This is a genomic window from Stutzerimonas degradans (assembly GCF_024448505.1).
In the GTDB taxonomy this organism is placed as follows: Bacteria; Pseudomonadota; Gammaproteobacteria; order Pseudomonadales; family Pseudomonadaceae; genus Stutzerimonas; species Stutzerimonas degradans.
This window is the reverse complement of sequence record NZ_JAMOHV010000008.1, coordinates 82,956-109,552: the sequence shown is the minus strand read 5'-3', so window position 1 is coordinate 109,552 and position 26,597 is coordinate 82,956. Positions and strand designations below refer to the sequence as shown.

19 protein-coding genes and 1 pseudogene are annotated in these 26,597 nt (G+C 66.0%); 10 read left to right on the top strand and 10 right to left on the bottom strand.

Annotation, left to right across the window (positions count from 1 at the left end):
• Positions 1-74: 74 nt before the first annotated feature.
• On the top strand, positions 75-2,228 hold the full coding sequence (gene glgX, locus NAV27_RS12180) for a glycogen debranching protein GlgX (RefSeq protein ID WP_102828472.1): 2,154 nt from the start codon (positions 75-77) through the stop codon (positions 2,226-2,228).
• 194 nt (positions 2,229-2,422) lie between these two features.
• Positions 2,423-3,292 (top strand): M23 family metallopeptidase, encoded by an 870-nt coding sequence (locus tag NAV27_RS19150; RefSeq protein WP_102828473.1) that lies wholly within the window; start codon positions 2,423-2,425, stop codon positions 3,290-3,292.
• Positions 3,293-3,295: 3 nt separating this feature from the next.
• On the opposite strand, the gene NAV27_RS12170 is transcribed toward NAV27_RS19150, so the two are convergent.
• The 3 genes and pseudogenes from NAV27_RS12170 to NAV27_RS12160 all read right to left on the bottom strand — a co-directional run bounded on the left by NAV27_RS12170 (position 3,296) and on the right by NAV27_RS12160 (position 5,782).
• A complete protein-coding gene (locus NAV27_RS12170; protein WP_102828474.1) occupies positions 3,296-4,156 on the bottom strand; it encodes a DUF2218 domain-containing protein in 861 nt (286 codons plus the stop codon).
• Positions 4,140-4,935: pseudogene (locus tag NAV27_RS12165) on the bottom strand (SDR family NAD(P)-dependent oxidoreductase). Before NAV27_RS12165 ends, NAV27_RS12170 begins: the two are co-directional and overlap by 17 nt.
• Positions 4,936-4,945: 10 nt before the next feature.
• Complete coding sequence (locus NAV27_RS12160; protein WP_102828475.1) at positions 4,946-5,782, bottom strand: DODA-type extradiol aromatic ring-opening family dioxygenase; 837 nt, start codon at positions 5,780-5,782, stop codon at positions 4,946-4,948.
• A 104-nt stretch (positions 5,783-5,886) separates the two neighbouring features.
• Between NAV27_RS12160 and NAV27_RS12155 the strand changes: the two genes are divergently transcribed.
• From NAV27_RS12155 to NAV27_RS12130, 6 genes are all read left to right on the top strand, one after another.
• A complete protein-coding gene (locus tag NAV27_RS12155) occupies positions 5,887-6,807 on the top strand; it encodes a LysR family transcriptional regulator (protein WP_102828476.1) in 921 nt (306 codons plus the stop codon).
• A gap of 248 nt (positions 6,808-7,055) precedes the next feature.
• Positions 7,056-8,333 (top strand): zinc-dependent alcohol dehydrogenase, encoded by a 1,278-nt coding sequence (locus tag NAV27_RS12150; protein ID WP_102828477.1) that lies wholly within the window; start codon positions 7,056-7,058, stop codon positions 8,331-8,333.
• Positions 8,334-8,353: 20 nt separating this feature from the next.
• Entirely contained in the window at positions 8,354-9,271 is a 918-nt protein-coding gene (locus NAV27_RS12145) for a DUF72 domain-containing protein (RefSeq protein ID WP_102828478.1), read from the top strand.
• Positions 9,272-9,321: 50 nt separating this feature from the next.
• A complete protein-coding gene (locus NAV27_RS12140; protein WP_155552010.1) occupies positions 9,322-10,074 on the top strand; it encodes an endonuclease/exonuclease/phosphatase family protein in 753 nt (250 codons plus the stop codon).
• Positions 10,071-11,336 (top strand): cardiolipin synthase ClsB, encoded by a 1,266-nt coding sequence (gene clsB, locus NAV27_RS12135; protein WP_102828480.1) that lies wholly within the window; start codon positions 10,071-10,073, stop codon positions 11,334-11,336. Before NAV27_RS12140 ends, clsB begins: the two co-directional genes overlap by 4 nt.
• Complete coding sequence (locus tag NAV27_RS12130; RefSeq protein WP_102828481.1) at positions 11,333-12,319, top strand: lysylphosphatidylglycerol synthase domain-containing protein; 987 nt, start codon at positions 11,333-11,335, stop codon at positions 12,317-12,319. Before clsB ends, NAV27_RS12130 begins: the two co-directional genes overlap by 4 nt.
• 50 nt (positions 12,320-12,369) lie before the next feature.
• Here the strand turns inward: NAV27_RS12130 and NAV27_RS12125 are convergent, their stop codons facing one another.
• Positions 12,370-14,142, bottom strand: coding sequence for a PQQ-dependent methanol/ethanol family dehydrogenase (locus NAV27_RS12125; RefSeq protein ID WP_102828482.1), 1,773 nt, complete (start codon positions 14,140-14,142; stop codon positions 12,370-12,372).
• 289 nt (positions 14,143-14,431) lie between these two features.
• Between NAV27_RS12125 and NAV27_RS12120 the strand changes: the two genes are divergently transcribed.
• Positions 14,432-15,670: an ABC transporter substrate-binding protein gene (locus NAV27_RS12120; RefSeq protein WP_102828483.1), complete on the top strand. Its 1,239-nt coding sequence runs from the start codon at positions 14,432-14,434 to the stop codon at positions 15,668-15,670.
• Between the two features lie 82 nt (positions 15,671-15,752).
• Here NAV27_RS12120 and NAV27_RS12115 read toward each other — a convergent pair whose 3' ends face one another.
• From NAV27_RS12115 to NAV27_RS12090, 6 genes are all read right to left on the bottom strand, one after another.
• The gene (locus NAV27_RS12115) at positions 15,753-16,928 is read right to left on the bottom strand and encodes an NAD(P)-dependent oxidoreductase (protein WP_102828667.1); all 1,176 of its coding nucleotides are present in this window, start codon (positions 16,926-16,928) and stop codon (positions 15,753-15,755) included.
• A gap of 301 nt (positions 16,929-17,229) precedes the next feature.
• A complete protein-coding gene (gene tpx / locus NAV27_RS12110) occupies positions 17,230-17,730 on the bottom strand; it encodes a thiol peroxidase (RefSeq protein ID WP_102828484.1) in 501 nt (166 codons plus the stop codon).
• Positions 17,731-17,820: 90 nt separating this feature from the next.
• On the bottom strand, positions 17,821-19,164 hold the full coding sequence (locus tag NAV27_RS12105) for an alanine/glycine:cation symporter family protein (protein ID WP_102828485.1): 1,344 nt from the start codon (positions 19,162-19,164) through the stop codon (positions 17,821-17,823).
• A 266-nt stretch (positions 19,165-19,430) separates the two neighbouring features.
• Entirely contained in the window at positions 19,431-23,099 is a 3,669-nt protein-coding gene (locus NAV27_RS12100; protein ID WP_102828486.1) for a translocation/assembly module TamB domain-containing protein, read from the bottom strand.
• Positions 23,096-24,820: an autotransporter assembly complex protein TamA gene (locus tag NAV27_RS12095; RefSeq protein WP_102828487.1), complete on the bottom strand. Its 1,725-nt coding sequence runs from the start codon at positions 24,818-24,820 to the stop codon at positions 23,096-23,098. Before NAV27_RS12095 ends, NAV27_RS12100 begins: the two co-directional genes overlap by 4 nt.
• A 120-nt stretch (positions 24,821-24,940) precedes the next feature.
• Positions 24,941-25,588 (bottom strand): GNAT family N-acetyltransferase, encoded by a 648-nt coding sequence (locus NAV27_RS12090; protein ID WP_054094780.1) that lies wholly within the window; start codon positions 25,586-25,588, stop codon positions 24,941-24,943.
• A gap of 175 nt (positions 25,589-25,763) precedes the next feature.
• Here NAV27_RS12090 and xthA point away from each other — a divergent pair, with 175 nt between their 5' ends.
• A complete protein-coding gene (xthA, locus tag NAV27_RS12085) occupies positions 25,764-26,576 on the top strand; it encodes an exodeoxyribonuclease III (RefSeq protein WP_102828488.1) in 813 nt (270 codons plus the stop codon).
• The last annotated feature ends 21 nt before the right edge of the window (positions 26,577-26,597 follow it).

Genomic DNA, 26,597 nt, shown 5'->3' with positions numbered 1-26,597 from the left:
CCCGCAGCCGCTGCAGTGTCCCGGCCAGCCTGTCCGGCCGGGCCGTTATTTCATGCGCTAATCACGGAGTTTCCATGAGCCTTCAGAAAAAGAGTCCTGCTTCCCCGGTCGTCACGCCTTCGCGGGTTCGAGAGGGCCTGCCGTTTCCGCTGGGCGCGACCTGGGATGGCCTGGGGGTGAACTTCGCGATCTTCTCGGCCCACGCCACCAAGGTCGAACTGTGCCTGTTCGACGACAAGGGCGAGACCGAGATCGAGCGCATCGAGCTGCCGGAATACACCGACGAAATCTGGCACGGCTACCTGCCCGACGCGCATCCGGGGCTGATCTACGGCTACCGCGTGCACGGCCCGTACGAGCCGGAAGCCGGGCATCGCTTCAACCCCAACAAGCTGCTGATCGACCCCTACGCCAAGCAGCTGGTGGGCGAGCTGCGCTGGTCGGAAGCGCTGTTCGGCTACACCATCGGCCACCCCGATGGCGACCTGAGCTTCGATGAGCGCGACAGCGCGCCCTTCGTGCCCAAGTGCAAGGTGATCGACCCGGCCTTCACCTGGGGTCGCGACCATCCGGTGCAAGTGCCGTGGGACAAGACCATCATCTACGAGACCCACGTGCGCGGTTACACCATGCGCCACCCGGCGGTCGCCGACGAGGCGCGCGGCACCTTCGCGGCGTTCAAGACGCCGGAAGTGATCGACTACATCCGCAAGCTCGGCGTGTCGTCCATCGAATTCCTGCCGATTCATGCGTTCGTCCAGGACCAGCACCTGCTGGAAAAGGGCATGACCAACTACTGGGGCTACAACAGCATCGCCTTCTTCGCACCGCACCCGCGTTACCTGGCCAGCGGCAAGATCAGCGAGTTCAAGGAAACCGTCGCGCACCTGCACAACGCCGATCTCGAAGTCATCCTCGACGTGGTCTACAACCACACCGCCGAGGGCAACGAGCTGGGCCCGACGCTGTCCATGCGCGGCATCGACAATGCCTCCTACTACCGCCTGATGCCGGACGACAAGCGCTATTACGTCAACGATTCAGGCACCGGCAACACGCTGGACATGAGCCACCCGTGTGTCCTGCAGATGGTCACCGACTCGCTGCGCTACTGGGCCACGGAGATGCACGTCGACGGGTTCCGCTTCGACCTGGCAACCATCCTCGGCCGCGAACACGCGGGCTTCGACGAGCGCCACAGCTTTCTCGTCGCCTGCCGTCAGGACCCGGTACTGGCCAAGACCAAACTCATCGCCGAACCCTGGGACTGCGGCCCCGGCGGCTATCAGGTCGGCGGCTTTCCGCCCGGCTGGGCCGAGTGGAACGATCAATTCCGCGACACCGTGCGCGCGTTCTGGAAAGGCGACGACGGCAAGCTCGCCGACTTCGCCGCACGGCTGACCGGCTCCGGCGATCTGTACAACCAGCGCGGACGGCGGCCATTCAGCTCGGTCAACTTCGTCACCGCGCACGATGGCTTCACCTTGAAGGACCTGGTGTCCTACAACCACAAGCACAACGAGGATAACGACGAGGGCAACCGCGACGGCAGCGACAACAACCTGTCGTGGAACCACGGCGTCGAAGGTCCCTCGCATGATCCGGAAATCGTCACCCTGCGCTACCGGCAGATGCGCAACTTCTTCGCCACGCTGCTGTTCGCCCAGGGCACGCCGATGATCGTCGCCGGTGACGAGTTCGCCCGCACCCAGCACGGCAACAACAATGCCTACTGCCAGGACAGCGAGATTGGCTGGGTCAATTGGGACATCAGTGAGGACAGCTACGGGCTACTGGCCTTCGTGCGCAAGCTGATCCGCCTGCGTCAGCGCTTCCCCATGCTGCGCCGCACCCGCTTCCTGGTCGGCGCCTACAACGAGGAATTGGGCGTCAAGGACGTGACCTGGCTGGCGCCCAACGGCGATGAGATGAGCATCGAGCAATGGCAGGATGCCCACAACCGCTGCATGGGCATGCTGCTCGACGGCCGCGCGCAGCCCACCGGCATTCGCCGCGCGGGTTCGGACGTGACGCTGCTGCTGATCGTCAACGCCCACCACGACCTGGTGAACTTCACCCTGCCGGAGGTGCCGCAGGGCATCTTCTGGAATCGCCTGATCGATACCAACCAGCCGCTGGTGCGCCCGGAGCGTTTCGACTTCAACGACGAGTACGCGGTGACCGGGCGTTCGCTGCTGCTGCTGGAGCTGATCAAGGAGGACGAATGAGCCGGCGCCGGACGCGCGGATGAGCGGGTCGGTCAGCTTGCTCGACGCTCCACGGCGCCACTGGCTGAAACCGCTTCACGACGTATGGCAGTGAACCTGTGGCCGCCTCGCGCCCTCGAACGCCGTGGCGACCACCCGATTCACCTGCCAGGCGCAGGCGAACAGTCCTTTATTTCGTGACGGATCACAGGCCCATGTACGCAATCCCACCCCTAGCCCTGGCGCTGCTGCTCTCGCTGGGCACCACGCTCGCACCGAGCGCCGCCACGGCCAGCAGCGCAGCGAAACCCATCGAAGTCCCGAGCCATCGCGCCGCCACGGTGCGTCTGCTGGTAAACCCGACGCGCTCCGGCAAGGTGCTGGATGTGCGCAACGAGCTGGACGTGCCGGTCGAAGCCACGCTGCGTCTGAGCCGGTTGGTCAACGTGGCGGGGCTGCGCGACGGCGTGATCCGCAAGACGGTGCCGCCGCGCAGCCAGCTGCGCGTGGCGACGCTGGTCAAGCGGCAGGTCGGCTATCCGCTGATGTACCGCCACAGTTTCAGCTACGGAATGATCTATGCGCCCGATCCGTCGCGCCGCATGGCCGGCGGCCACATCGGCGGGCACGCCTACGCCCTGCCCTGGAAAGGCGGGCCGTTCCGCATCTCCCAGGGCGCCGGCGGCGACTACAGCCACAACACAACCAAAGGCCGCTATGCGGTGGATATCGCCATGCCGGTGGGCACGCCGATCGTCGCGGCGCGCGCCGGGACGGTGGTGAAGGTGCGCGACGGCCAGCGCGGGCGCTTTCCCGATCCGGCCGGCAACTACGTGCGCATCGAGCATGCCGACGGCACCCACAGTGCCTACCTGCACCTGCGTCGCGGCTCATTGCAGGTTAGCCCCGGACAGCAGGTCAAGGTCGGCACGCGTCTCGGCGAATCCGGCAACACCGGACGCAGTACCGGGCCGCACCTGCATTTCGTGGTGCAGAAAAAAGTCGGGGACGAACTCGCGTCCATCCCCTTCCGTTTCGCCCAGCCGGTCGATTCGCTGCCGAACTTCGCGATGAGCGAGCCGTAGCGTTCACAGCATGCGTTGCAGCACACCATCATGCCGGACGAGGTGATGCAACAGCGCGATACCGGCGTGGCCGACCACCAGCAGCACCGTCAGCCAGGCGAGCGGCGAATGGACGCTACCCAGCGACGCCGCCCAGGCGATTTCCGGCCCTTTCGCCGCCAGCTGCACGCCGAACACCTCCAGCCCGTAGCCATTGCCTAGCATGAACAGGATGCCGCTGACCGGCAGCAACAGCATGCACGCGTACAGCGCCAGATGGCCGCCCTTGACCAGCGCAGCCGTGGCCGGAGCCGGCAGCGGACGTTTGCCGCGCTGGGTCGAGGCCCAGACCACGCGCAGCACCACCAGCACCAGCAGCAAGGCGCCGATGGAGATGTGCCAGGGCACCAGCGTCTGGCCGATCCAGTGCTCGCCTTCGTCGATGCGGTCGCCGAGCTTGAGGAACTGCCAGACGATCAGCCCGGCCATCAGCCAATGGAAGCCACGGCTGATCCTGCCGTAGCGTTCTCGCGTGTCATGCAGCCCGTTTGGCTCCTCGCTCGGTGCCGCGCCGACGCCGGCGTGCCAGGCGAATGCCAGGGCCTCGCCGGACGCCATGCGCAGCAGATGGTCGGCGACCACCTGTTGCAGCTGTCGCAGCTGTGCGGGGTTGGCGGCGTGCAGGCGGACCTCCAAGCCAGCCTCGGTGGCGCGCAAGCGACACTCGCCGATGCCGAGCGTGATCTCGCCGCCCTGCTCGTCGTGGCGCACCGGAAACTTGTGCGCCCAGTGCTTGCACAGCCGGTTGATCAGCCGCGACGGATTGGCGGTCGCCACCGTGGCGGCGCTGCTGCACGGGTAGTGCAGCTCAGGCGATGCTTTCAACGATGCCTCCTTCGACACGCAGTGCCGCGCCGGTCGTCGCGCTCGCCTGCGGCGAGGCTGCATAGACGCACAGGTTGGCCACTTCCTCGGGCGTGGCAAAACGCTTGAGCAGCGTAGAGGGACGGTTTTCCTCGAGGAACAGCGCTTCCATCTCGCTCACCGACACGCCGCGCTCCTCGGCCATCGCCGCCATCATCGCCAGCGCGCCGTGGGTGCGCGTCGGTCCCGGCAGGATGCTGTTGACGGTCACGCCGCTGCCGGCGAGTACCTTGGCCAGCCCGCGCGAGACGCCCTGCAGCGCGGCCTTGCTGACGCCGTAGTGGACCATTTCCGCGGGGGATGTTCAGCGCCGATTCGCTGGAGATGAACTGGATGCGCCCCCAACCGCGCGCCTGCATGCCGCGGGCGTAATGCCGCGACAGGCGCACGCCGCTGAGCACGTTCACCTCGAACATCTGCTGCCACTCCTCGTCGCCGATCTCGAAGAACGGCCGGGCGCCGTAGATGCCGAGGTTGTTGACCAGAATGTCGGCCTCCGGCTGGGCGGCGATCAGCGTCTGGCAGCCCGCCGCGGTGCCGGCATCGGCAACCACGCCGACGGCGTCGTCGCGGCCGCTGCTTTCACGCAGCTGTGCCAGCGCCGCGTCCAGGCGCCCCTGCTCGCGGCCCACCAGCACCACGCTGGCGCCCGCCTTGGCCAGGCCGATGGCGATGGCCAGGCCGATGCCGTCGGTGGAACCGGTGACGATGGCCTTCTTGCCCGATAGATCGATATGCATTGCCTGCTCCTCAGTCGTCGTAACCAAAACCGTATGCGGATAGCTCGGTCTCCATGACCCGGTCGCCGAACAGCTTGCGCCCGCTCGATTGCCCCGCCGCTCCGACGGCGACCAGCAGCGGCAGCAGATGCTCTTCGGCGCGCGCCGGATGGCAGAGCCGCGCCGATGGCGCCTGTTCCCAGTGCTGCAACGCGTGATCGCGCTGTGCCGGTGCGGCTTCGACCGCAGCGCTCAGCCAGTGATCGAACTCGGCGGAAATCGGCGTGAAGCGCGCATCACCGTAACCACGCATGTTGTGAAAACTCATGCCACTGCCGACGATCAGCACACCCTCGTCGCGCAGCGGCTCCAGCGCGCGGCCAGCGTCGAGGTGCGCCTGCGGATCGAGATCGCTGCGCAGCGAGAGCTGTACCACCGGAATGTCCGCTTCCGGGAACATCAGCTTCAGCGGGATGAACATGCCGTGGTCGAAGCCGCGCTGCGGGTCTGTGGCGTTCGCCAGCGCCGCCTGCCCGAGCAGCGTCGCTACGCGCGCCGCCAGTTGCGGCTCGCCCGGCGCCGGGTAACGCAGCTCGTAGGTGTGCGCGGGAAAGCCGTGGTAGTCGTAGATCAGTTCCGGCCGCGCCGCGCCGGTGACGCTGAAGGCCGGTTGCAGCCAGTGCGCCGACACCATCAGGATCGCGCGCGGGCGAGCCGGCAGCGTGGCAGCGACGCCCTTGAGGAAATCGGCCATGGCGTTCCATGCGGTCGGTGGATTCCAGTCCATGAAGAAACAGGGCCCGGCGCCGTGCGGAACGAACAGCGTCGGCATGCGCTGTTCCGGGGGTGAGACGATGACATCGGTCATGGTGCTACTCCGCAAATGAAAGTACGCACCAGCATGGACTACAGTCAGGCGTGTGAGAATGTGTCGCTCGAAGGGAAGACTTATTACCCGGAGTAGGAACTGAGATGCTCGATCGAATCACCAGCATGCGGGTTTTCGTGCGCGCCGCCAGCGTCGGCAGCCTGTCCGGCGCCTCCCGCCAGCTGGACATGTCGCCGGCGATGGCGACCAAGCATGTCGACGCGCTGGAGCGGCGCCTGGGCGTCAAGCTGTTCCACCGCAGCACCCGCCGGCTGAGCCTCACCGAAGCCGGCAGCGACTATCTGGAAGCCTGCCAGCGCATCCTGCCGGATATCGACGAGGCCGAAGCCAGCGTCGCCTCGCAGCGCATCGAGGCCACCGGCCTGTTGCGCATGAACGTGCCGCTGTCGTTCGGCGTAGGCTTCATCGCTCCGCTGATGCCGCAGTTCAGCCAGCGCCATCCGGCGGTGCGCGTGGAGCTGGGCCTGACCGACAGCCATGTCGACCTGCTCGATGACGGCTGGGACCTGGCGGTGCGCATCGGCAAGCTGGAAGACAGCCCGTTGCAGGCGCGGCGCCTGGCCGACTGCCCGCTGCAGGTCTGCGCCGCGCCGAGCTACCTCGACGCGCGCGGCATTCCCCGCCGTGTCGCCGAGCTGGCTCAGCACAACTGCCTGGGCTACAGCCTGTCCTCGCGGGTCGGCGCCAAGCGCTGGACGTTCGGCGACGAGGGCGATGTCAGCGTCGCGATCAGCGGCGATCTGGTCGCCAACAACGGTACTGCGCTGCTGGCCGCCGCCATCGGCGGTCAGGGTGTGATCTACCAGCCGCAGTTCATCGTTGCCGAGGCGCTGCGCAGCGGCGCGCTGGTCGCGCTGGAACTGGACCATCCATGCGTCACGCTGGGCGGCATCTATGCGGTCTATCCGCCCGACCGTCGGCCACCGGCCAAGGTGCGGGCAATGATCGATTTCCTGGTCCAGGCCTTCGCCGGCGAGCCGCCGTGGAGCCTGACACGCGAATGAATCGCCGCCCTGCGGCCGTCGTTGCGCGCCGACGCCATTCGCAAAAAAAGATGAACCGCCCCAGTCGGAAAAAGTCCGAACAGATGTGAGCGGTGGCAAAGACGCCACGTCCGTTCGAATTCTTCCGATCCCGCGGAGCCGCGAATCGAGCATCGCGCCGTTCATCCTGCAGCACGCGAACTGCTCGTTCCCTCCGCCCCATCGACTCGCAGCCGTGCACGCCACGCGCCTGGCGAGCTGGAGTGGTTATGAAAGCTGTTGTCTATCACGCGGTCGGCGACATTCGCCTGGAAGATGTTCCCGAGCCACGCCTTCAGGCCCCCACCGACGCCATCGTGCGCCTCACCGCGTCGGCGATTTGCGGCACCGACCTGCACTTCGTGCGCGGCACCGTCGGCGGCATGCAGCCGGGCACCATCCTTGGCCACGAGGGCGTCGGCATCGTCGAGGAACTCGGTGAGGACGTGCGCAACCTGCAGGTCGGCGACCGTGTGGTGATTCCCTCGACCATCGCTTGCGGCAACTGCGCCTACTGCCGCGCCGGCTACTTCGCCCAGTGCGACGTCGCCAACCCCAACGGCAAGCAGGCCGGCACGGCGTTCTACGGCGGCCCCGCCGGTACCGGGCCGTTCCACGGCCTGCAGGCGGAAAAGGCCCGTGTGCCGTTCGCCAACATCGGCCTGGTGCGACTGCCCTCGGATATCAGCGACGATCAGGCGATCCTGCTCTCGGACATCTTCCCCACCGGCTATTTCGGCGCCGAGATGGCCGAAATCCGCCCGGGCGATACCGTTGCGGTGTTCGGCTGCGGCCCGGTCGGCCTGTTCGCCATCGCCAGCGCCCGCTTGCTGGGTGCCGGCCGCGTGTTCGCCATCGATCAGTACCCCGACCGCTTGCGCGCCGCCCAGCGTCAGGGCGCGGAGATCATCGATTTCAACCGCGAAGACCCGATCGCAACGCTCCAGCGGCTGACCGGCGGCATTGGCGTGGACCGTGCCATCGATGCCGTCGGCATTGACGCCGAGCACGGCTGCTGCGGCGAGCAGCCCACCGGCCATGCACCGGCGCCCAACGACAACGCCCAGTGGCAGCCGGGCGACGCGCCGTCCCAGGCGCTGGAATGGGCGGTACAGGCGCTGGCGAAAGCCGGCACGCTGTCGATCATCGGTGTCTATTCGCCGGAGGCGATGCGTTTTCCCATCGGCCAGGCGATGAACAAGAACCTCACCATCAACATGGGCAACTGCCACCACCGCAAGTACATCCCGCGGCTGATCGAGATGATCCAGGCGCGGCGCATCGATCCGGCCAAGGTGCTTACGCAGGTCAAGCCGATGACCGACGCGATCGCCGCATTCGAGGCATTCGATCGCCGCGAGAACGGCTGGATCAAGGTCGAGCTGCAGCCCCAAGCCAGTTCGGGGGGCGAGGCTGCAAGCTCGGGCCAGGGGGAGGAAAAACTCGACGAAGCCATCGAGCAGACCTTCCCGGCCAGCGATCCGACCGCACCGCAAAATCCGCGTTAACCGCCGATTCGAGGGCGACGATGGCAGGCATCCACATCGGCATTTCCGGCTGGCGCTACGCGCCTTGGCGCGGCGACTTCTATCCCGAGGGGCTGGCGCAGAAGCACGAACTGCACTTTGCCTCGCGGGCAGTCGGCAGCATTGAGATCAACGGCTCGTTCTATGCGCTGCAGACGCCGGAGCGCTACGCCGACTGGTACGCCGACACGCCGGAAGGCTTCGTTTTCAGCGTCAAGGCGCCGCGCTTCATCACTCACATCAAGCGCCTGCGCGAGGTCGAGAAGCCCATCGCCAACTTCTTCGCCTCGGGCCTGTTCGCCCTGCAGGAGAAGCTCGGCCCGCTGCTCTGGCAGTTTCCGCCGTCGTTCCGCTTCGATCCGCCACTGTTCGAGGCGTTTCTGGCACAGCTGCCGCACGACACCGAGGCAGCGCTGGCCATCGCCGCAACCTGTGAGCCGCGCATGGAGGGGCGCAGCCTGCTGCAGATCGACCGCAAGCGTCCGCTGCGCCACGCCGTGGAAATCCGACATGAGAGCTTCGTCGACCCCGCCTTCGTCGCGCTGCTGCGCAAGTACCGGGTAGCGCTGGTGGTGGCGGATACCGCCGGCAAGTGGCCCTATCGCGAGGACCTTACCGGCGATTTCGTCTACATCCGCCTGCACGGCGCCGAAAAGCTCTACACCAGCGGCTATACCGACGAGGCGCTGGAACGCTGGTGCCGGCGCATTCGCCGCTGGAACGAGGGCACGCAGCCGGACGATGCGCAGCTCATCGACCCGCAGCAGACACCAACGCGGCAGCCGCGCGAGGTCTACTGCTATTTCGACAACGACGTGAAGGTCCGGGCGCCGTATGACGCGCGCCAGCTGCTGCAGCGCCTGGGCCTGGACGGAACCCTGTCGACCACCCCGGGCCAGCTCGAAGGAACATTCCCGTGACCCTGGAAAAGAAAGACCACCTGCTCGATACCAGCGATCTAGATGCCCACATGGCCACCGCCGTGCACTCGATTCACGTGCTGACGGTGAACACTCACAAAGGTTTTACCGCGCTGAACCGCCGGTTCATCCTGCCGGAGCTGCGCGAGGCCGTACGCGCGGTGTCGGCGGACATCGTGTTTCTGCAGGAAGTGCTCGGCACCCATGAGAAGCACGCACTGCGCTTTCACGACTGGCCGCAGACCCCGCAGTACGAATTTCTCGCCGACAGCATCTGGACCGACTTCGCCTACGGCCGTAACGCGGTGTACCCCGACGGCGACCACGGCAATGCGCTGCTGTCGAAATTCCCCATCCTGCGTTACGAAAACCTCGACGTATCCATCGCCGGTCCCGAGCGCCGCGGCCTGCTGCACAGCGTGCTGCAGGTCCCCGGGCACGCCGAATTCCACGCCATTTGCGTGCATCTCGGGTTGCGCGAGGCGCATCGTGCGCGACAGCTTGAGCTGCTGTGCGATCTGCTCGACAGCCTGCCCGAAGGTGCGCCGGTAGTGGTGGCCGGCGACTTCAACGACTGGCGGTTGCGCGCGACGCGGACGCTGGATCGCTGCGCCGGCCTGCACGAAGCCTTTGCCGTCGCCCACGGCGAGGTCGCCAAGACCTTCCCGGCACGCTGGCCGATGCTGCGTCTGGACCGCATCTACGTGCGCAACGCGGCCACCCGCGGCGCCACGATTCTGGGCACCAAACCCTGGACGCACTTGTCGGATCATCTGCCCCTGGCGGTGGAGATACAGCTATGAACTTCCATTGGCGAGACGGAAACCGACTGCAGTTGCTAGAGAACGGCGAGGAGTTCTTCCCCTCCGTGTTCGAGGCCATCGCCAGCGCGGAAAAAGAGGTGCTGCTGGAGACATTCATCCTGTTCGAGGACAAGGTCGGCGCCGATTTGCAGCGCGCGCTGATTCGCGCCGCCGAGAACGGCGCCAGCGTCGACGTCACCGTGGACGGCTATGGCTCGGCCGACCTTCACGGCGAGTTCGTCCTGGCGATGACCCAGGTTGGCATACGCATCCACATGTTCGATCCGGGCAAACGCTTTCTCGGCACGCGGCTGAACGTGTTCCGCCGCCTGCATCGCAAGATCGTGGTGGTCGATGGCGAGATCGCCTTCATCGGCGGCATCAACTTCTCCGCCGACCATCTGGAGGACTTCGGCCCCGCCGCCAAGCAGGACTACGCCATGCGCGTCGAAGGTCCGGTGGTGCACGACATCCACCGCTTCGCCATCGCGGCGCTGGGGCCGGTCCAGGCGCCGCGCCGCTGGTGGCAGCGCCGGCCGTACACCCAGGCCAGCGGCTATGCCGGCACCAGCCGCGGCGAGGCGCGGGCGCTGCTGGTGACGCGCGATAACGACGAGCATCGCAACGATATCGAGCAGCAATACCTGCAAGCGATTCGAGATGCACGCTCCAGGCTTTTGATTGCCAACGCTTATTTCTTCCCTGGCTATCGCGTGCTGCGCGAGATCCGCAACGCCGCGCGACGCGGTGTCCGGGTGCGACTGATCCTCCAGGGCGAGCCGGACATGCCGATCGCCAAGTTCGGTGCGCGCATGCTCTACAACTACCTGATGCGCGACGGCGTGGAGATCCACGAATACTGCCGCCGCCCGCTGCACGGCAAGGTCGCGCTGGCCGACTACGAGTGGTCGACGGTGGGTTCGAGCAACCTCGATCCGCTGAGCCTGTCGCTCAATCTGGAAGCCAACCTGATCATCCGCGACCACAGCTTCAACCGTCAGCTGCACGAGAAGCTGGACACGCTGATGCAGCACCACTGCCGGCGCATTCCGCTGGAGCGAATGGTGCGCGGCTATTGGTGGCGCGCGCCGCTGGCGTTCCTGATCTTCCATTTCCTGCGGCACTTCCCCGAGCTGGTCGGGCTGTTCCCGGCGCACAAGCCGAAACTCAAGCCGATCGATCAGGTGATCGCCCCGGCGACGGTCGAGGCACCCCCCTCTGCCGTGCCAACCGCCCAACCCTTGCAGCGAGAGCATCAATGAGCCATTCCCATGCCGCGCAGCGCAGTGGCTGGCGCAAGCGCTGGCCGCTGCTGAAGAAGATCCTCACCTACGTGTTCTTCGTCCTGGTGGTCGTACTGCTGGTCAGCCTGGCGCGCACGCTGGACTGGCAGGAGGTGCTGCGCACGTTACGCAACTACAAGGCCGAGACACTGTGGATGGCCGGGGCGGCGATGCTCGGCAGTTACGTGGTGTACTGCTTCTTCGACGTGCTGGGTAAACGCTACGTGCGTCACGCGCTGCCGGTGCGGCAGATCCTGCCGGTAACCTTCGTCTGTTACGCCTTCAACCTCAACCTCAGCGCCTGGGTCGGTGGCATCGCGCTGCGCTACCGGCTCTACTCGCGCCTGGGCTTGCGTCCCGCGCAGATCACCCGGGTGTTCACCCTGAGCCTGCTGACCAACTGGCTGGGTTATATGTGGCTGGCAGGCCTGATCTTCGCGATGGGTTGGATCACCCCGCCGCCGGAATGGGAGATCGGCGCTACGGCGCTGCGCCTGCTCGGCGTGGTGCTGATGGGCGTGTGCCTGATCTACCTGGGGCTGTGCGGATTTTCCAAGCAGCGCTCGTGGACCATCCGCCGACACGCGATCGAGCTGCCTTCACTGCGCCTGGCACTGGTGCAGCTGCTGCTGGGGGCATTGAACTGGGGGCTGATGGCGCTGGTGGTGTACTTCATGCTGTCGCAGAAGATCGCCTATCCGCAGGTGCTCGGCGTGCTGATGATCAGCAGCATCGCCGGTGTGGTGACGCATATTCCGGCCGGGCTGGGGGTGATCGAGGCGGTATTCGTCGCCCTGCTGTCGGACCAGATGAGTCGCGGGGCGATCGTCGGCGGCCTGATTGGCTACCGGGTGGTGTATTTCCTGATTCCGTTGTTGTTCGCCACGCTGGTCTATGTGTTGCTCGAAGCGCGGGCGAAGAAGCTGCGGCGCAACAACCGCTCCGACGCGCCGGCGGCCTGAAATGAAAAGGCCGGCTACTTGAGCCGGCCTTTTCGCTTGCGGTTACACGATCAACGCTTGGCGACCATGTCCTTCGGCAGTTTGAAGGTCCACAGCGTACCGCCCTGGTTGAAGTCCTTGATGCGCTTGGCGACTTCGCCGCCCCACAGCGGGACCGCACCACCCCAACCGGACAGCACGGAGACGTACTGCTCGCCGTCCATTTCCCAGGTGACCGGGGAGCCGATCACGCCGGAGCCGGTGTTGAACTCGTACACCTTCTTGCCGGTCTTGGCGTCGAAGGCCATCAGGTAGCCTTCCGGGTTGCCGGTGAACACCAGGTTGCCCTTGGTGGCCAGCACGCCGCCCCACAGCGGTGCGTAGTTCTTGTAGCGCCAGACTTCCTTGCCGGTCTTCGGATCGATGGCGCGCAGTACGCCGATGTATTCGTCGTTCAGCGGATGGATGGTGAAGCCGGCACCCAGATAGGCCGCGCCCTTCTTGTAGGCGACGTTCTCGTTCCAGATGTCCATCGCCCACTCGTTGGACGGCACATAGAACAGTCCGGTGTCCTGGCTGTAGGCCATCGGCATCCAGTTCTTGCCGCCGAGGAACGACGGCGCGACGGTGACGGACTTGCCCTTGTCGGCGCCCGGCGCGCCGGGACGGTTGGCGTCGTCGTAGATCGGACGACCGTTCTTGTCCAGGCCCTTGGCCCAGGTGATCTTGTCGACGAAGGGGAAGCCGCGGATGAACTTGCCGTTGGTGCGGTCCAGTACGTAGAAGAAGCCGTTGCGGTCGGCGGTGCCGGCTGCCTTGATGGTCTTGCCGCCTTCCTGGTAATCGAAGGAGATCAGCTCGTTGACGCCGTCGTAGTCCCAGCCATCATGCGGGGTGGACTGGAAGTGCCACTTGATCGAGCCGTCATCCGGGTCGATGGCCAGACGCGAGGAGGAATACAGGTTGTCGCCCGGACGCAGGTGCGAGTTCCACGGCGACGGGTTGCCGGTGCCGAACAGCAGCGAGTCGGTGTCCGGGTCGTAGTAGCCGCCCAGCCAGGTGGCTGCGCCACCGGTTTTCCACAGGTCGCCCGGCCAGGTCTTGCCGGCTTCGCCGCCGGAGATGCCGCTTTCGACCTTCTTGCCATCCTTCCAGACGTAGCCCATGTGACCTTCGACGGTCGGACGGGTCCACAGCAGCTCGCCATTCTTCGGATTGTAGGCTTCCACCTTGCCCACCACGCCGAATTCACCACCGGATACGCCGGTGATCAGCTTGCCTTTGACGATCAGCGGCGCCGCAGTCAGCGAGTAGCCGGCCTTGTAGTCGGCGACGGTCTTCTTCCAGACCACCTTGCCGGTGTCCTTGTTCAGCGCGACCAGCTTGGCGTCGAGGGTGCCGAAGATCACCAGGTCGTCATACAGAGCCACACCACGGTTGATCACGTCGCAGCACGGCATGATGCCGTCGGGCAGACGCGCGTCGTACTGCCACAGTTCCTTGCCGGTGCGTGCATCGACGGCATAGACGCGCGAATAGGAGCCGGTGATGTACATCACGCCGTCCTTGATCAGCGGCTGCGCTTCCTGACCGCGCTGCTTCTCGCCGCCCAGGGAGAATGCCCAAACCGGACGCAGCTGCTGGACGTTCTCGGTGTTGAGGGTGCTCAGCGGGCTGTAGCGCTGGCCCTGCAGCCCCATGCCATTGGTGACGATCTGGTTGGTGGTTTTGGCGTCGTCGAGGATTTCCTGGTCGGTGACGGCCCAGGCCGACAGGCTGGACATCGCCATTGCAGCGCATAGCGCCGTCAGGGCGAAGGGCTTGCGAAGACCGGTGTGCTTCATTGCGGCTACCTCTGCGGGTTCATTGTTATGCCGGGAAATTTTCCCGGTCTGTTGCAGATTCTTGGTTCGCCCCGCCCCAGCAACAATTGCCCGCAGTGTCGATTTTTCTCCTCCCTTGGTAGCAATACCGCGCCGCAGGCCGCGCCACATCAGGGCTGGCGGCGCGAGATGGCACCGAGCCTGCACCGGCTCGGCACCGAAGTCGCATGCGTTTGGCCGGAAAAGACTATTTCGACGCACCACGGCGCCGCCTACAACATGCAGTCCCTCGCTCACAAGGAAACGAGCCATGTTCCGTCACGTCCTGGTTGCCCTGTTACTGTTCTGCGTCGTCGCGCCGCTGCAGGCCGTCGAGCCGCTGCGGCTGGGTTTGAACTACCCGAGTACCGGCAACTACAAGTCCGAAGGACTGGAGCTGCGCCGCGGCGCCCTGCTCGCCATCGACCAGATCAACAGCCAGGGTGGCGTGCTCGGCCGGCCACTGCAGCTGATCAGCCTCAACTCCGCCGCCCGCGCCGAAAAGGCCACGGCTAACGTCGAGCGCTTCGCCGCACAGAACGTGCACATGATCTTCGGCGGCGCCAACAGCGAAGAAGCCCTTGCCGCCGGCCAGCGCGCCCGCGAGTTGGGCCTGCTGTATTTCCCAACGCTGGCCTACGCCAACGAGATCACCGGCCACGACGGCCATCGCCATCTATTCCGCGAATCGAACAGCGCCTGGATGAGCGCCAAGGTGCTGGGCCAGTACCTGAGCTGGCACATGCCCAACCGTCGCTATCACTACATCAGCCTCGACGACGCCTGGGGCGCCAGCATGGAGCAGGCGCTGCGCGAAGCGACCAAGAGCCGCGACCGCGCCCGCCACGGCTACTCGAAGATCGCCGCGCACGGCGCGCGCCGCAGCGACTATCTGACAGCCCTGAAGAAGGCAGCCGCCAGCGAGGCGGACATGCTGGTGATCGTGCTACTGGGCCAGGACCTGGTGCAGACCATGCGTCTGGCCAACGACATGGGACTGGGCAAGCGCATGCAGATCATCGCGCCGAACCTGACCCAGAGCATCGTCGAGCAGGCCGGGCCGCTGGTGATGGAGCATGTGATTGGCACCGAGGCGTGGAACTGGCAGGTGCCCAAACTGGAGAAGAGCGTCGAGGGCCAGGCCTTCGTCGACGAGTTCATCCGTCAGCACCAGGCCTACCCCGGCAGCACCGCGGCCACGGCCTACGGCATCGTGCGTCAGTGGGCTGCCGCCGTGCAGCGTGCCGGCAGCGCCGACAGCGAAGCGGTGATCGCCGCCCTGGAAAACCATCACTATCGCCTGCTCAAGGACGAGCAGTACTGGCGCGATTTCGATCACCAGAACGTGCAGACCATCTATGCCGTACGGGTGAAGAATCGCAGCGAGATCATGCAGGACCGCTTCAAGCAGGACTACTTCACCATCATCCACCGCATGGCGGGTGAGGAAGCCGCGCCGGGACTGGACGACTGGCAGCAGGAGCGCGGCGACGATCTGACCCTGCAATGAAGCGCGATGAAGCCCGATAACCAGCGCGAACACCAGAACGCAGAAGGCCGCTCGCGGCGGCCTTCCACTAGTCAGCGGTGTTTCAGCCGCCGATGGCGACCATGCCCATGGGCGGCAGCAGCGATGCATCCCACTCTGGCGTCGACTTGACCGGCGCGCGGCGCTGCTCCATCACGATATCCAGCGCACGGCTGGGCAGGATATCGATGTCGTCGAAGGTGATGATTTGCCCCGGCTCCACCGCCCGACGCAGCGCGGTCTTGCGCAGCAGGCCGATGGGCACGTGGTTGGGATGCTGGTCGAGCTTGATCGCCTCGCCACGGAACTGGAAACCACCGATGCCGCGCTCGATCAGCTCGCCCGACTTCATCGCACGCTTGGCGATGGCCGCCACGCCCAGCGTCGGCGCGGTCGAGTTGTTCAGCAGCACCCCGCCACCGGCGAGTACCCGCCGTACCGTCTTGCCGACTTCCAGCGAACACAGGTGGAACGGCCGCACCAGCGTGTAGTACGGCCCGCAGCCGAGCTTGAAGTACTCGATCGCCGGCGCCTGCTCGGCGTCGTGCCGGCAAACCAGGAACACGCCACCGGCGGCATAGCCGGACGGCACCACGTAATCGACGATCGGCTGGCCGAGGCGCTCGGCCATCATGCCGAGCAGACTGGCGCTGTCGTCCAGATTGGTCGAGGCCAGCCCCTCCAGCCCCTGACGGGTGATGGTGGCACCCAGGCCGTTGCCGACAATCACCTGTTCGATCTGCACCTTGGTGCCGTCGGTGAACGATGTCGTCTGATCGATGCTGATGCCCTGGCGATTGGCCCAGTAAGCCATGTCCTCGGGCGAGGGATCATGGTTCAGATAGCCTTTCATGTTGCCGTAGACCAGCGGCTGGAAGCCCATCTGCAGCGCATCTTCATGCAGCGCCGCAAGCGAGCCGGGCTGGTCGCCTTCGGCCTCGGTGAGAAAGCCCTTGCCGGCCAGGTAGGAACCCGTGGTGACCTGCAGTTCCGCGTTCACCGTCACCACCGGCAGTCCGGCCTGGAATGCCCGTTCGATCACCTCGGTGCCGTGGAACACGTCACCGCTGCATTCGACCAGCAGATCGCAATGGTCGATGAGCTCATCGAGCGAATTGGTGAGTCGCTCCGCAAGAGGAAAATCGGTCAGTGTGGCGAGCGGTCGTCGCGTGAGGACACGCGAGATTTCCATGTCTTGATAGTGCTGTTTGATCAGCCGAATAAAACCCCTGGCGATCATCCCGGTACCGCTGACACCAATCTTTTTTACGTGCGAGGTGGGCATAAAGTGAATCCATTCTTTTGGCAATCAGCTCTATGACCGCTGTGGGGCAAAAAGATTTTGCTGCCTGGCAGATTAATCGTGTTTTGCCACTACGCGGGCCTGGACACCATCGAATCGATGGTAACGGGGGAACGCTAGACCCTAGCGCAGCGGGCTACCAATTGAGCGCGACAGGCGGCGGAGACATGGTCGCTGGTTTTATGTCGTCAGAAAGAGGACGGACGCCGCGTTGCACGGCATCCGTCATGAACTGCTATTAGCCGAGCACTGCGAGCGCGGCGTTGTAGTCCGGCTCCTGGCCGATTTCGCGGACCAGTTCACTGTGCAGCACGCGATCCTGCTCATCGAGCACGACTACCGCCCGCGCGGCGACACCCGCCAGCGGGCCGTTGGCAATCGCCACGCCGTAATCGACGAGGAACTCGGCACCACGCATGGTGGACAGGTTCACCACGTTCTCCAGCCCCTCGGCGCCGCAGAAGCGCTTCTGCGCGAACGGCAGGTCCGCCGAGATGCACAGCACCACGGTGTTCTGCAGCGCATTGGCCTTGGCGTTGAAGGTGCGCACCGAGGTCGCGCAGGTCGGCGTATCGATGCTCGGGAAGATGTTCAACACCTTGCGCTTGCCGGAAAAGCTGCCCAGTTCGACATCGGCCAGATCGGTGCCGACGAGGCGGAAAGCCTTGGCCTGCTGGCCAGTTTGCGGAAAGTCGCCGACCACCTGGATGGGGGTACCGTGCAGGGTCACTTCGCTCATGGATTGTTCCTTTTTTTTGATAGACACGCATGGGTGAAACCGTACCGCGCGGACACGCCGCGCGGCAGGACAGACAACGGACACGCGGCCTCAGCGGCGCGCGAAATATTCCCGGGTCAGCTTGAGCACTACCGGGCTCAGCAGCAAGAGCGAAATCAGGTTGGGGATGGCCATCAAGCCGTTCAACGTGTCGGCCAGCAGCCAGGCGAAATCCAGCTGGGCGATGGCGCCGAACGGCACGGCAATCACCCAGATCACCCGGAACGGCAGGATCGCCTTGGTGCCGACCAGGAACTCCCAGCACTTCTCGCCGAAGTAGCTCCAGCCCAAAATGGTGGTGAAGGCAAAGACCACCAGCGACAGCGTCAGGATGATCCCGCCGACACCCGGCATGGCCGACTCGAACGCCGCGGCCGACAATGCCGAGCCGCTCTCGCCGCTGGTCCAGACGCCGGTGCAGATGATCGCCAGGCCGGTCATGGAGCAGACGATGATGGTATCGATGAAGGTGCCGAGCATGCCGATCAGCCCCGAGCGTACCGAACTGGAGGTGGTACCCGCCGCCTGAGCGATACCGGCCGTACCCAGCCCGGCCTCGTTGGAGAAGATGCCGCGCGCTACGCCGAAACGGATCGCCGCCATCACTGCCGCACCGGCAAAGCCGCCAGTCGCGGCGATCGGCGTGAAGGCGTGGGTGAAGATCAACTCGAACGTCGCCGGCAGCGCCTCGGCGTTGACCACCAGCACCACGATGGCAGCGATGATGTAGGCCGCGCACATGAACGGCACCAGCGAAGCGGCAACCACGCCGATCCGACGGATACCGCCGAGAATCACCAGGCCGACGATCACCATCGTGGCCACGCCGGTAACCCACAGCGGTACCGCGAAGGTGGTTTCCAGCGCATGCGCCATGCTGTTGACCTGCACCATGTTACCGATGCCGAAACCCGCCAGGCCGCCGAAGATGGCGAACGCCGTGCCGAGCCAGACCCACTTCTTGCCCAGGCCGTTCTTGATCGCATACATAGGTCCGCCGACGTGTTCGCCGCGGCTGTCCTTCTCGCGGTAATGCACGGCCAGCACCACCTCGCAGTACTTGGTGGCCATGCCTACCAGTGCCGTGCACCACATCCAGAACAACGCACCGGGGCCGCCGAGGAAGATCGCGGTGGCCACACCGGCGATATTGCCGGTGCCCACCGTCGCGGCCAGCGCGGTCATCAGTGCCTGGAACGGGGTGATCTCACCGCTTTCGTCGGCGCCCCGGCTGCGGCCGCGCCACAGCAGAGCGAAGCCGGTGCCGATACGCAGCAGCGGCATGAACTTGAGCATCACCATCAGGATCAGGCCGGTACCGAGGATCAGCACCAGCATCGGCGGTCCCCAGATGAAAGCGTTTACGTCATTGACCAGGTTTTGCAGGAATTCCATTCGATGCACCTTTTGTTCTTGAGCGGGAGCCTTGGATTACGCGACCGTCCGGTGCCGATCATCAGCGCGGCGAGGTCCCAGAAGGCTTGCGAGACGACGCAAATGCTAGCACCGCACGATATCGCTGCGAGTCTTGAATCACGCTGCTTTGGTGATTTTTTGACAGTCCGATCCAGACTAGACGGTCAGGATCGTAATCAATGACGAGCACCAATCTGGACGGGCGTCGAACGGGCGCCCCGGACTGAGTACGACAACGCCACCGCTCAGAAATCGCGCCGATAGAACAGATCGAGCGAACTGGCCAGACCGCTCGCCGCCTCGAGGAACAGGCGCCGGGTCAACTGATAGCGCAGCGCGATGGTATTGGAAGGTTCGAACACCCCGACCCCGTAACGCAGCGTCAAGCGCTCGGACAGCCGGCCGCTGGCAACCACACTGGTGGCGGCGCCGCTGCCTTCGGTATCGAGCTGGAATTCCTCGATTCCCAGGCGCTGCGCCAGCCCGCCGGTGATCGAGGCACTGCCGGCCAGCCCGAGCCCCAGCGCGGCCTGGGCCAGCAGGTTGCTGTCGCCGCTGTCGGCACCTAGCGGCCGACCGAGCACGAGATAGGACAGCGCCTGCTCCTGACTCATCGCCGGCTCGGAGAAGACGTCCACTCGCGGCTGCTCGGCACTGCCGGTGATGCGCAGGCCGGCCACCACGTCATGCGCCTGTACGGTGCGAATCGCCTCGATATCCAGATACGGCTGGGTAAGCACGCCGGTGAACAGCAGCTGCGCGCGGCGGATGGTCAGGCGCTGGCCATAGGCGCGATAGCGGCCGTTGTTCAGATTCAGCTCGCCGCGGGCATCGAGGTTGTCGCCAATGTGCAGACGGCCGGCAAGATCCGCGGTGAGACCGAAGCCTGCGAAGCGCAGGCGCTCCTGGCCGACCTCCACGTCGATGTCCATCTTCACCGCCAGCGGCGTCTGCGCCGGCGCCTGCTCGGTGCCGACGATGCGTGCGTCCTCGGAAACCTTGACCGTCGCCGGCGGCAGCTCGCGCACCGTGATCGCACCACGCGGGACGCGCACCGTTCCGGTGATCGCCAGCTGCTCGTCCGCCAGACTGATGCGCAGCGCGGGATCGACTTCCAGATCGGCATAGGGCTCGACCACCACCGGCAGGCGTTCGCCGGTCAGGCGCAGATCGAGGTCCGGCGCGGCGTGCCAGTCCAGCGTACCGCTCAAGGCACCACGCCCCTGCTCGCCGCTGCGCCAGTCGCCGTCGATCCGCAGCTGCTGGCCATTGATCAGCAGGCGCGCCTGCAATTGCTCCAGGGTCACGGGCAGTTCGCTGCCGGCAAGCTCGCCGCCACTCAGGCGCAACTCCCCCTGCAGCTCGGGTTCCTGCAGGCTGCCTGCCAGCCGTCCGCTGCCGTTCAGTTCGCCCTGCAGGCGTTCGACCATCGGCGCGAACGGTCGCGCGACCGCCAGATCGAGGCCACGCAGGCGGAACTCACCCTCCAGCGGTTTGATCGCACGGCGCGGATCGATGCGCGTGCTGACGTCCACTTCACCCAGCTCGCCGCCGTCGAAGCGCAGCTGGCTGTCGATGCGCTCAGGCCGCAGGCGGCTGTCGAGCGTCAGCGTGCGGTAGGGGAAATCGTGCCAGGCCTCACCCTCGCGCAGGCGCAGCACGCCGGCGCCTGCGTCGATGCGCAGCTCGCCGCTCGGCCCGGCCTCCGGCAGGTCCAGACGCAGATCGGCGTTCAGCTCGCCCTGCCAGGCAAAATCCTCGGGGAAGAAGCCGGCAAGACTGTCCAGCGGGAAATCGCGCAGCCGGTAACGCAACTGCGGCTCCGGCAGCAGCCGCTGCTCCTCGGCGCAGAGCGATGCCGGGGCGGCCAGCCAGCAGTGTGCGCCCAGCTCCACGCGGCCATCGGCACGGCGGCGGATCGCTGCCGGGCTCTGCAAGGCCCAGCGCTGTTCGCGCGCCTGGAGCGTCGCGCGCAGCAGGCGGCCTTGCCAGTCGGCATCCTGCAGGCTGCCGTCGAGCGCGGCGGCGAAGTCCAGCGTCGGCCCATCGAGCCGCAGCTCAGCCTGATGACGCGCGCGCGTGCCGCTGGCATCGAGCTGCAGCTTGCCCATGTCGTTGTCGCTCAGCTGCAGCGCGTCGGCGACCAGCCGCAGCGTCGCCCGTTCGCCTTCGCCAAGCGCCGCATCGAGACGCAGGCGCTCCACCCGGTTGGCCTGATAAGCCAATGCCCGTCCGTTCAGCCGCGCCGAACCCTGTGGCGCGACCGCGGTGCCGGCCAGTTGCACCAGACCGTCGAGCTGGCCCCGGAGCCCGGGCCAGAGCTGTGCCAGACGCGGCAGTTGCACACTCAGTTCGCCGTCCAGCTTCTCGCTCCAGCGCCCGGAGCCATGAATACGATTGGCCCCGACGCGCAAGTCGAGGCGCGGGACGTCCCAGCTCGGGCCCTGCCCGGCCGCCGAGAGTTGCAGCTGGCTCGACTGGCCGCGCAGCTGGCCGGCAAGGTCCAGCTCCGCCTCGGCCTGCAGCGTTTCGTCGCGCAGTGCGCCACGGCTCCTGAGCGTACCGCCGAGCTGGCCGGGCAGCTGCGCCAGCCAATACGCCGGGTCCAGCTCGCTCAGTTGCAGGTTGGCCTTCCAGTCGACGCCATCAGCGAAACCGACGCTCAGGCTGCCGGTAGCGGCACCCTGCCCAGCGCGCAGTTGCAGCTGCGGCAGGTGTACCACTTCAAGGTTGCCACTGAGCGGGCTGTCCAGGCTGAAATCGCCGGCCGGACCGCTCAGCGCCGACTCGAAGTGACCAAGGTAGGCGCCATCGTCGTACTGCAGCTGAGCGTCCAGCTCACGCAGGCTGACCGCGGGCGGCTCTGCCAGCGGGTAGAGTCGCTGCCAGGGAAAGTTGCGCCAGGCCAAATTCGCCTCGCCCGCCAGCGCCTGCTGCCAGTCGAGCTGGCCGTGCAGGCGCACGTACTGCCCGTCGCCAGCATCCAGCTCGAGCACATCGAGTGTCGCGCCGCTGGCCTTGAGCAGACCGTCCAGCGCCAGTCGCACCACCCCGCCCTCGCCCGGCAATTCGGCGTTGCCGAGCAGCCGATAGCCGTCCTGCAGATTGCCGCTGGCGGTCAGTTCGACGGCGTCCAGGCGCAGGCTGTCGGGCAGTTCCGGCGTGGCGCGAAAGCCCTCGGCCTGCAGGCGCAGGGTCGCCGGCAGGTGCTCGGCCAGCGGTTGCAGGTAGCCGCTGAGCGTGCCGTCCAGATAGCCGCGACTGTCGACGGTGAGCGTCAGCCGGTCGCGCAACTCGCCATCGAGGCGCAGCGCCAGCGTCCACGGCTGCCCTTCGATCAGACCGAGCTGCGCCTCGCCGGCCAGCGCCAGCGGCCAGGCGCCGCTCGGTTGCAGGCGACCACTGAGCTGCAGCTCGCCATCGGCGCGGCGCAGGTGCAGCGCCTGGATATCCAGCCCCTCACCTCGCCAGTCGGCACGCAGCTGCAGGCCCTGCACTTGCTCGATCTCATTCAGCCGAACACGGCCGAGTTCAATGCGCTCCACGCGCAGCGCCAGCGGTAATTGAATGTCCGGCAGGCTGAACGGCGCGCTGTCGGTATCTTCGGCGCCCGGCGGGAAATGCAGCTGCACGTCTTCGGCAACCAGTTCGTCGATGCACAGCGTCAGCCGCAACAGGCAGCCCGGCGACCAGGCGAAGCGCGGCGCCAGCAGCTCGACGCGTTGCTCGCCCCGCTGCCAGCGCAAGCGCTCGGCCTGCCAGCGCCCCGCGAGATGGCCGGCAACCCCCTCGACCTGCACCCCGGGCACACGCTGGAGCAGCCAGCGGCTACCGGCGGTGGTGCCGAACAGCCCGCCCAGCGCCACGCCGAGCAGGAGCAGCAGTGCAAGCAACGACCAGCCGAAACGCCTCACAGCTCCGGCCCCATCGAGAAGTGCAGGCGCACGCCGGTATCGCCGTCCAGTGGATGGGCCAGATCAATGCGGATCGGTCCGACCGGCGACACCCAGCGCAGGCCGACGCCGACGCTGCTCTTGAGCGTCGGGAAGTCCAGCGAGTTGAAGGCATTGCCCTGGTCGACGAAGGTCGCCACGCGCCAGCGCTCGGCGATCGAGTACTGGTATTCGGCGCTCGCGGCGAACTGGTAGCGGCCACCGATGCGGTCGCCGTCGGAGTTGGTGGGCGACAGGCTCTGGTAGTCGTAGCCGCGCACGCTCTGGTCGCCGCCCGCGAAATAGCGCAGCGACGGCGGCACGTTGACGTACTCGTCGGTCCAGTTGCCACCCAGCTGCACGCGGCCGAGGAAACGATGGCGCTTGCCAAGCGTGGTCAGCCCGCGCAGCTGGGCGTTGGCGTGCACCAGATTGGCATCCGACAGCACGCCGTCCTTGGCCGCCGCCAGCTCGAACTGCAGGCGATAACCTTCGCTGGGGTCGATGCGGCTGTCGCTGCGCAGGTAGCTGTAGGCCACGCCGGGCATCAACAGCGTGCTCAGGCCGGAGTCGTCGCCGAGGCGATACTCCTCGTGCTGCCATTTCAGCGAGAGCACGCGCTGCCAGCCGCTGGGCAGCTCGCTGTGCCATTCCGGCCCGAGCTTGAGCAGGCGACTCAGGCTGTCGGTGTCGGCCAGCTCTTCGTACTGGTAGCCGGCGACGTAGCGCAGCTTGTCGGTCAGTGGCGGGTCCAGCGGTACGTCGTAGTACAGGCCGACGTTCTGCCGCGGTGCCGACAGCTCGGTTTCCGCACCGTAGCTGTGGCCCTGCGGGTTGACCCAGTGGCGCGTCCAGTTCAGCCGAACCCGCGGACCGACGTCGGTGGAAAAGCCCAGGCCGATGCCCATCGTGCGCGGCTTGCGCGTGGTCAGCTGGACGGCGACGGGAATCCGCTGCGCGTGTGCGCTGGCCGGGTTGGCGTCCACCCGTACGCCCTCGAAGTAGCCGCTCGATTGCAGCGCGCGGTTCAGTTCGGCGATCAGGTCGGAATCGTAGGGGGTGTCAGCGGCGAACGGCACCATGCGCGCCAGCAGGTCCTCGTCGAAAGGCGTATCGCCGGCGAACTCCACCTCGCCGAGGCGATAGCGCGGGCCGCTGTCGAATACCAGATCGATATCGGCATAACCCTGCCGGGGGTCGATATCCAGGCGCTGTCGGCTGAAGCGACCATCGAAATAACCGTAGCGCGAGGCCTGGTTCAGCAGCTGCTGCTTGGTCTCTTCGTAGCGCCCGTGATCGAGCACCTCGCCGCTGTGCAGCCGTTGCGGCACACGGAACGTCGCCTGCTGCGCCGCCGGTCCCTCGACCTGCACACGCACGTTGCGCAGACGCACCGGCTCGCCGGGCTGGATGCGCAGGATCAGCCGCGGCGTCTCGCCGCCCTGTACCTGGCTGTCGATCTGCGCCTGGTAATAGCCGAGCGCCTGCAAGGCCTTCTCCGCCTGACGATGGGCGATGCGGCTGTAGCGCAGCAGTTCGCGCTCGTCACGCTCGCCCAGCGCCCCGATGTAGTTCTCGACGTTCTGGCGCAGCGCGCGGTTGTCCGGTTCCAGCCGCACGTCCAGTTCCGCTGCCCAGGCGCTGGCGCAGGTCAGACAGAGAAGTACGGCGCAGGCGATGCTGCGTCTGATCGAGATCGGCATGGCAGGAATGCTAGCACCGCACGCTCTCGCATGCGGCATATGGCCGGATGACGGGACGGCGGAACAAGGACGGCCTATGTGTGGATTCGCCGGATGAGACCGGCGAAACCGCACGGTAATTCACTCGACGACGGGATCGGACGCGGTGACGCGCTGCGGTGCGGGATGGAAGAACACGTGCTCAATCACCGGGCCGATCGCGACCTGGCCGATTTCCTCATAGCCCTGACGCTCATAGAAATTGAGGTAGCGCGCGTTGCCGGTGTCGATGACCAACCCTTCGGAAGCCGGATCGTCGGCGCACCAGTTGTGCAGCGCTTCGAGCAACCGCTCACCGTAGCGTCGGCCCTGGAACTGCGGATGCACACCCAGCAGCGGTAGCACATGGAACGCGCCGGGCGGCAGGCAGCTCAGCACCGTGGCATGGTAGTCGAGATAGCGCCGGGTGCAGCGCAGGCCAGCGGTCAACAGCATGCGCAGGCGCCAGACCCAGCTTTCGGTGACGTCCAGGCGGCGCTGCGGCGGCGCGATCAGCGCCACGCCGATCAGCCGGTCCTCGAGAAACAGGCCCAGCGCCGGTTGGTCCTGCAGGAAGTGCTGGTTGACCAGCTCGCGCACCGTGGCGCGCACACGCTGGTCGTAGCCGGGGCGATCGACGTCGAACAGGTAGGCGAAGGTAGGGTCGTGGCGGTAGGCGTGGTACAGCAGGGAACGGGCTTCGCGGGCGTAGCCGCTGTCCAGCGTCCTGATTTCCAACGTATCCGTCATGGTCGGCTCTCTTGTCGTGCGGTTGAGAAGCACGTTAGCACTGGCGTCCGGCCATTGCAGGCTTTCCGGTCGGTTGCGACTGGCCGGCGCACACTCGCTGGCGGGCGCAGCGAGGCCTGACAGGCTCAAAACGCCTGTTAAACTCTGCGTTTTTTCGCCGGAACCTGCTCTGCTCATGAAAATCGTCTCGTTCAACATCAATGGTCTTCGCGCGCGACCGCATCAGCTGGCGGCGCTGATCGACCGTCACCAGCCGGATGTCATCGGCCTGCAGGAAACCAAGGTCGCCGACGAGCAATTCCCTCAGGCGGACATCGAGGCGCTCGGCTACCACGTGCATTTTCATGGGCAGAAGGGACACTACGGCGTCGCCCTGCTCTCGCGCCAGGCGCCGCTGGAAATCCACAAGGGCTTTCCCGACGACGGTGAGGATTCGCAGAAGCGCTTCATCTGGGGCCGCTTCGCCGACGCCAGCGGCCAGCCGGTAACGGTCATGAACGGGTATTTCCCGCAGGGCGAAAGCCGCGCGCATCCGGTCAAATTTCCCGCCAAGAGCAAGTTCTACGCGGACCTGCTGGCGCTGCTCGAACAGCACTTCACGCCCGGCGAGGCGCTGGCGCTGATGGGCGACTTCAATATCTCGCCGGAAGATTGCGACATCGGCATCGGCGAGGTGAACGCCAAGCGCTGGCTGCGTACCGGCAAGTGCAGCTTCCTGCCGGAAGAGCGCGAGTGGCTCGGTCGTCTCAAGGCCTGGGGCCTGCAGGACAGCTTCCGCACACTCAACCCGGCCGTCACCGACCGCTTCAGCTGGTTCGACTACCGCAGCCGCGGCTTCGAAGACGATCCGCGACGTGGCCTGCGCATCGATTACATCCTCACCACCGCGCCGCTGCACACGCGGGTCCGCGACTGCGGCGTGGATTACGACATCCGCGCGATGGACAAGCCATCCGACCACTGCCCGGTGTGGATCGACTGCGCCTGACGCCCTCGCCGCGTTTCGACG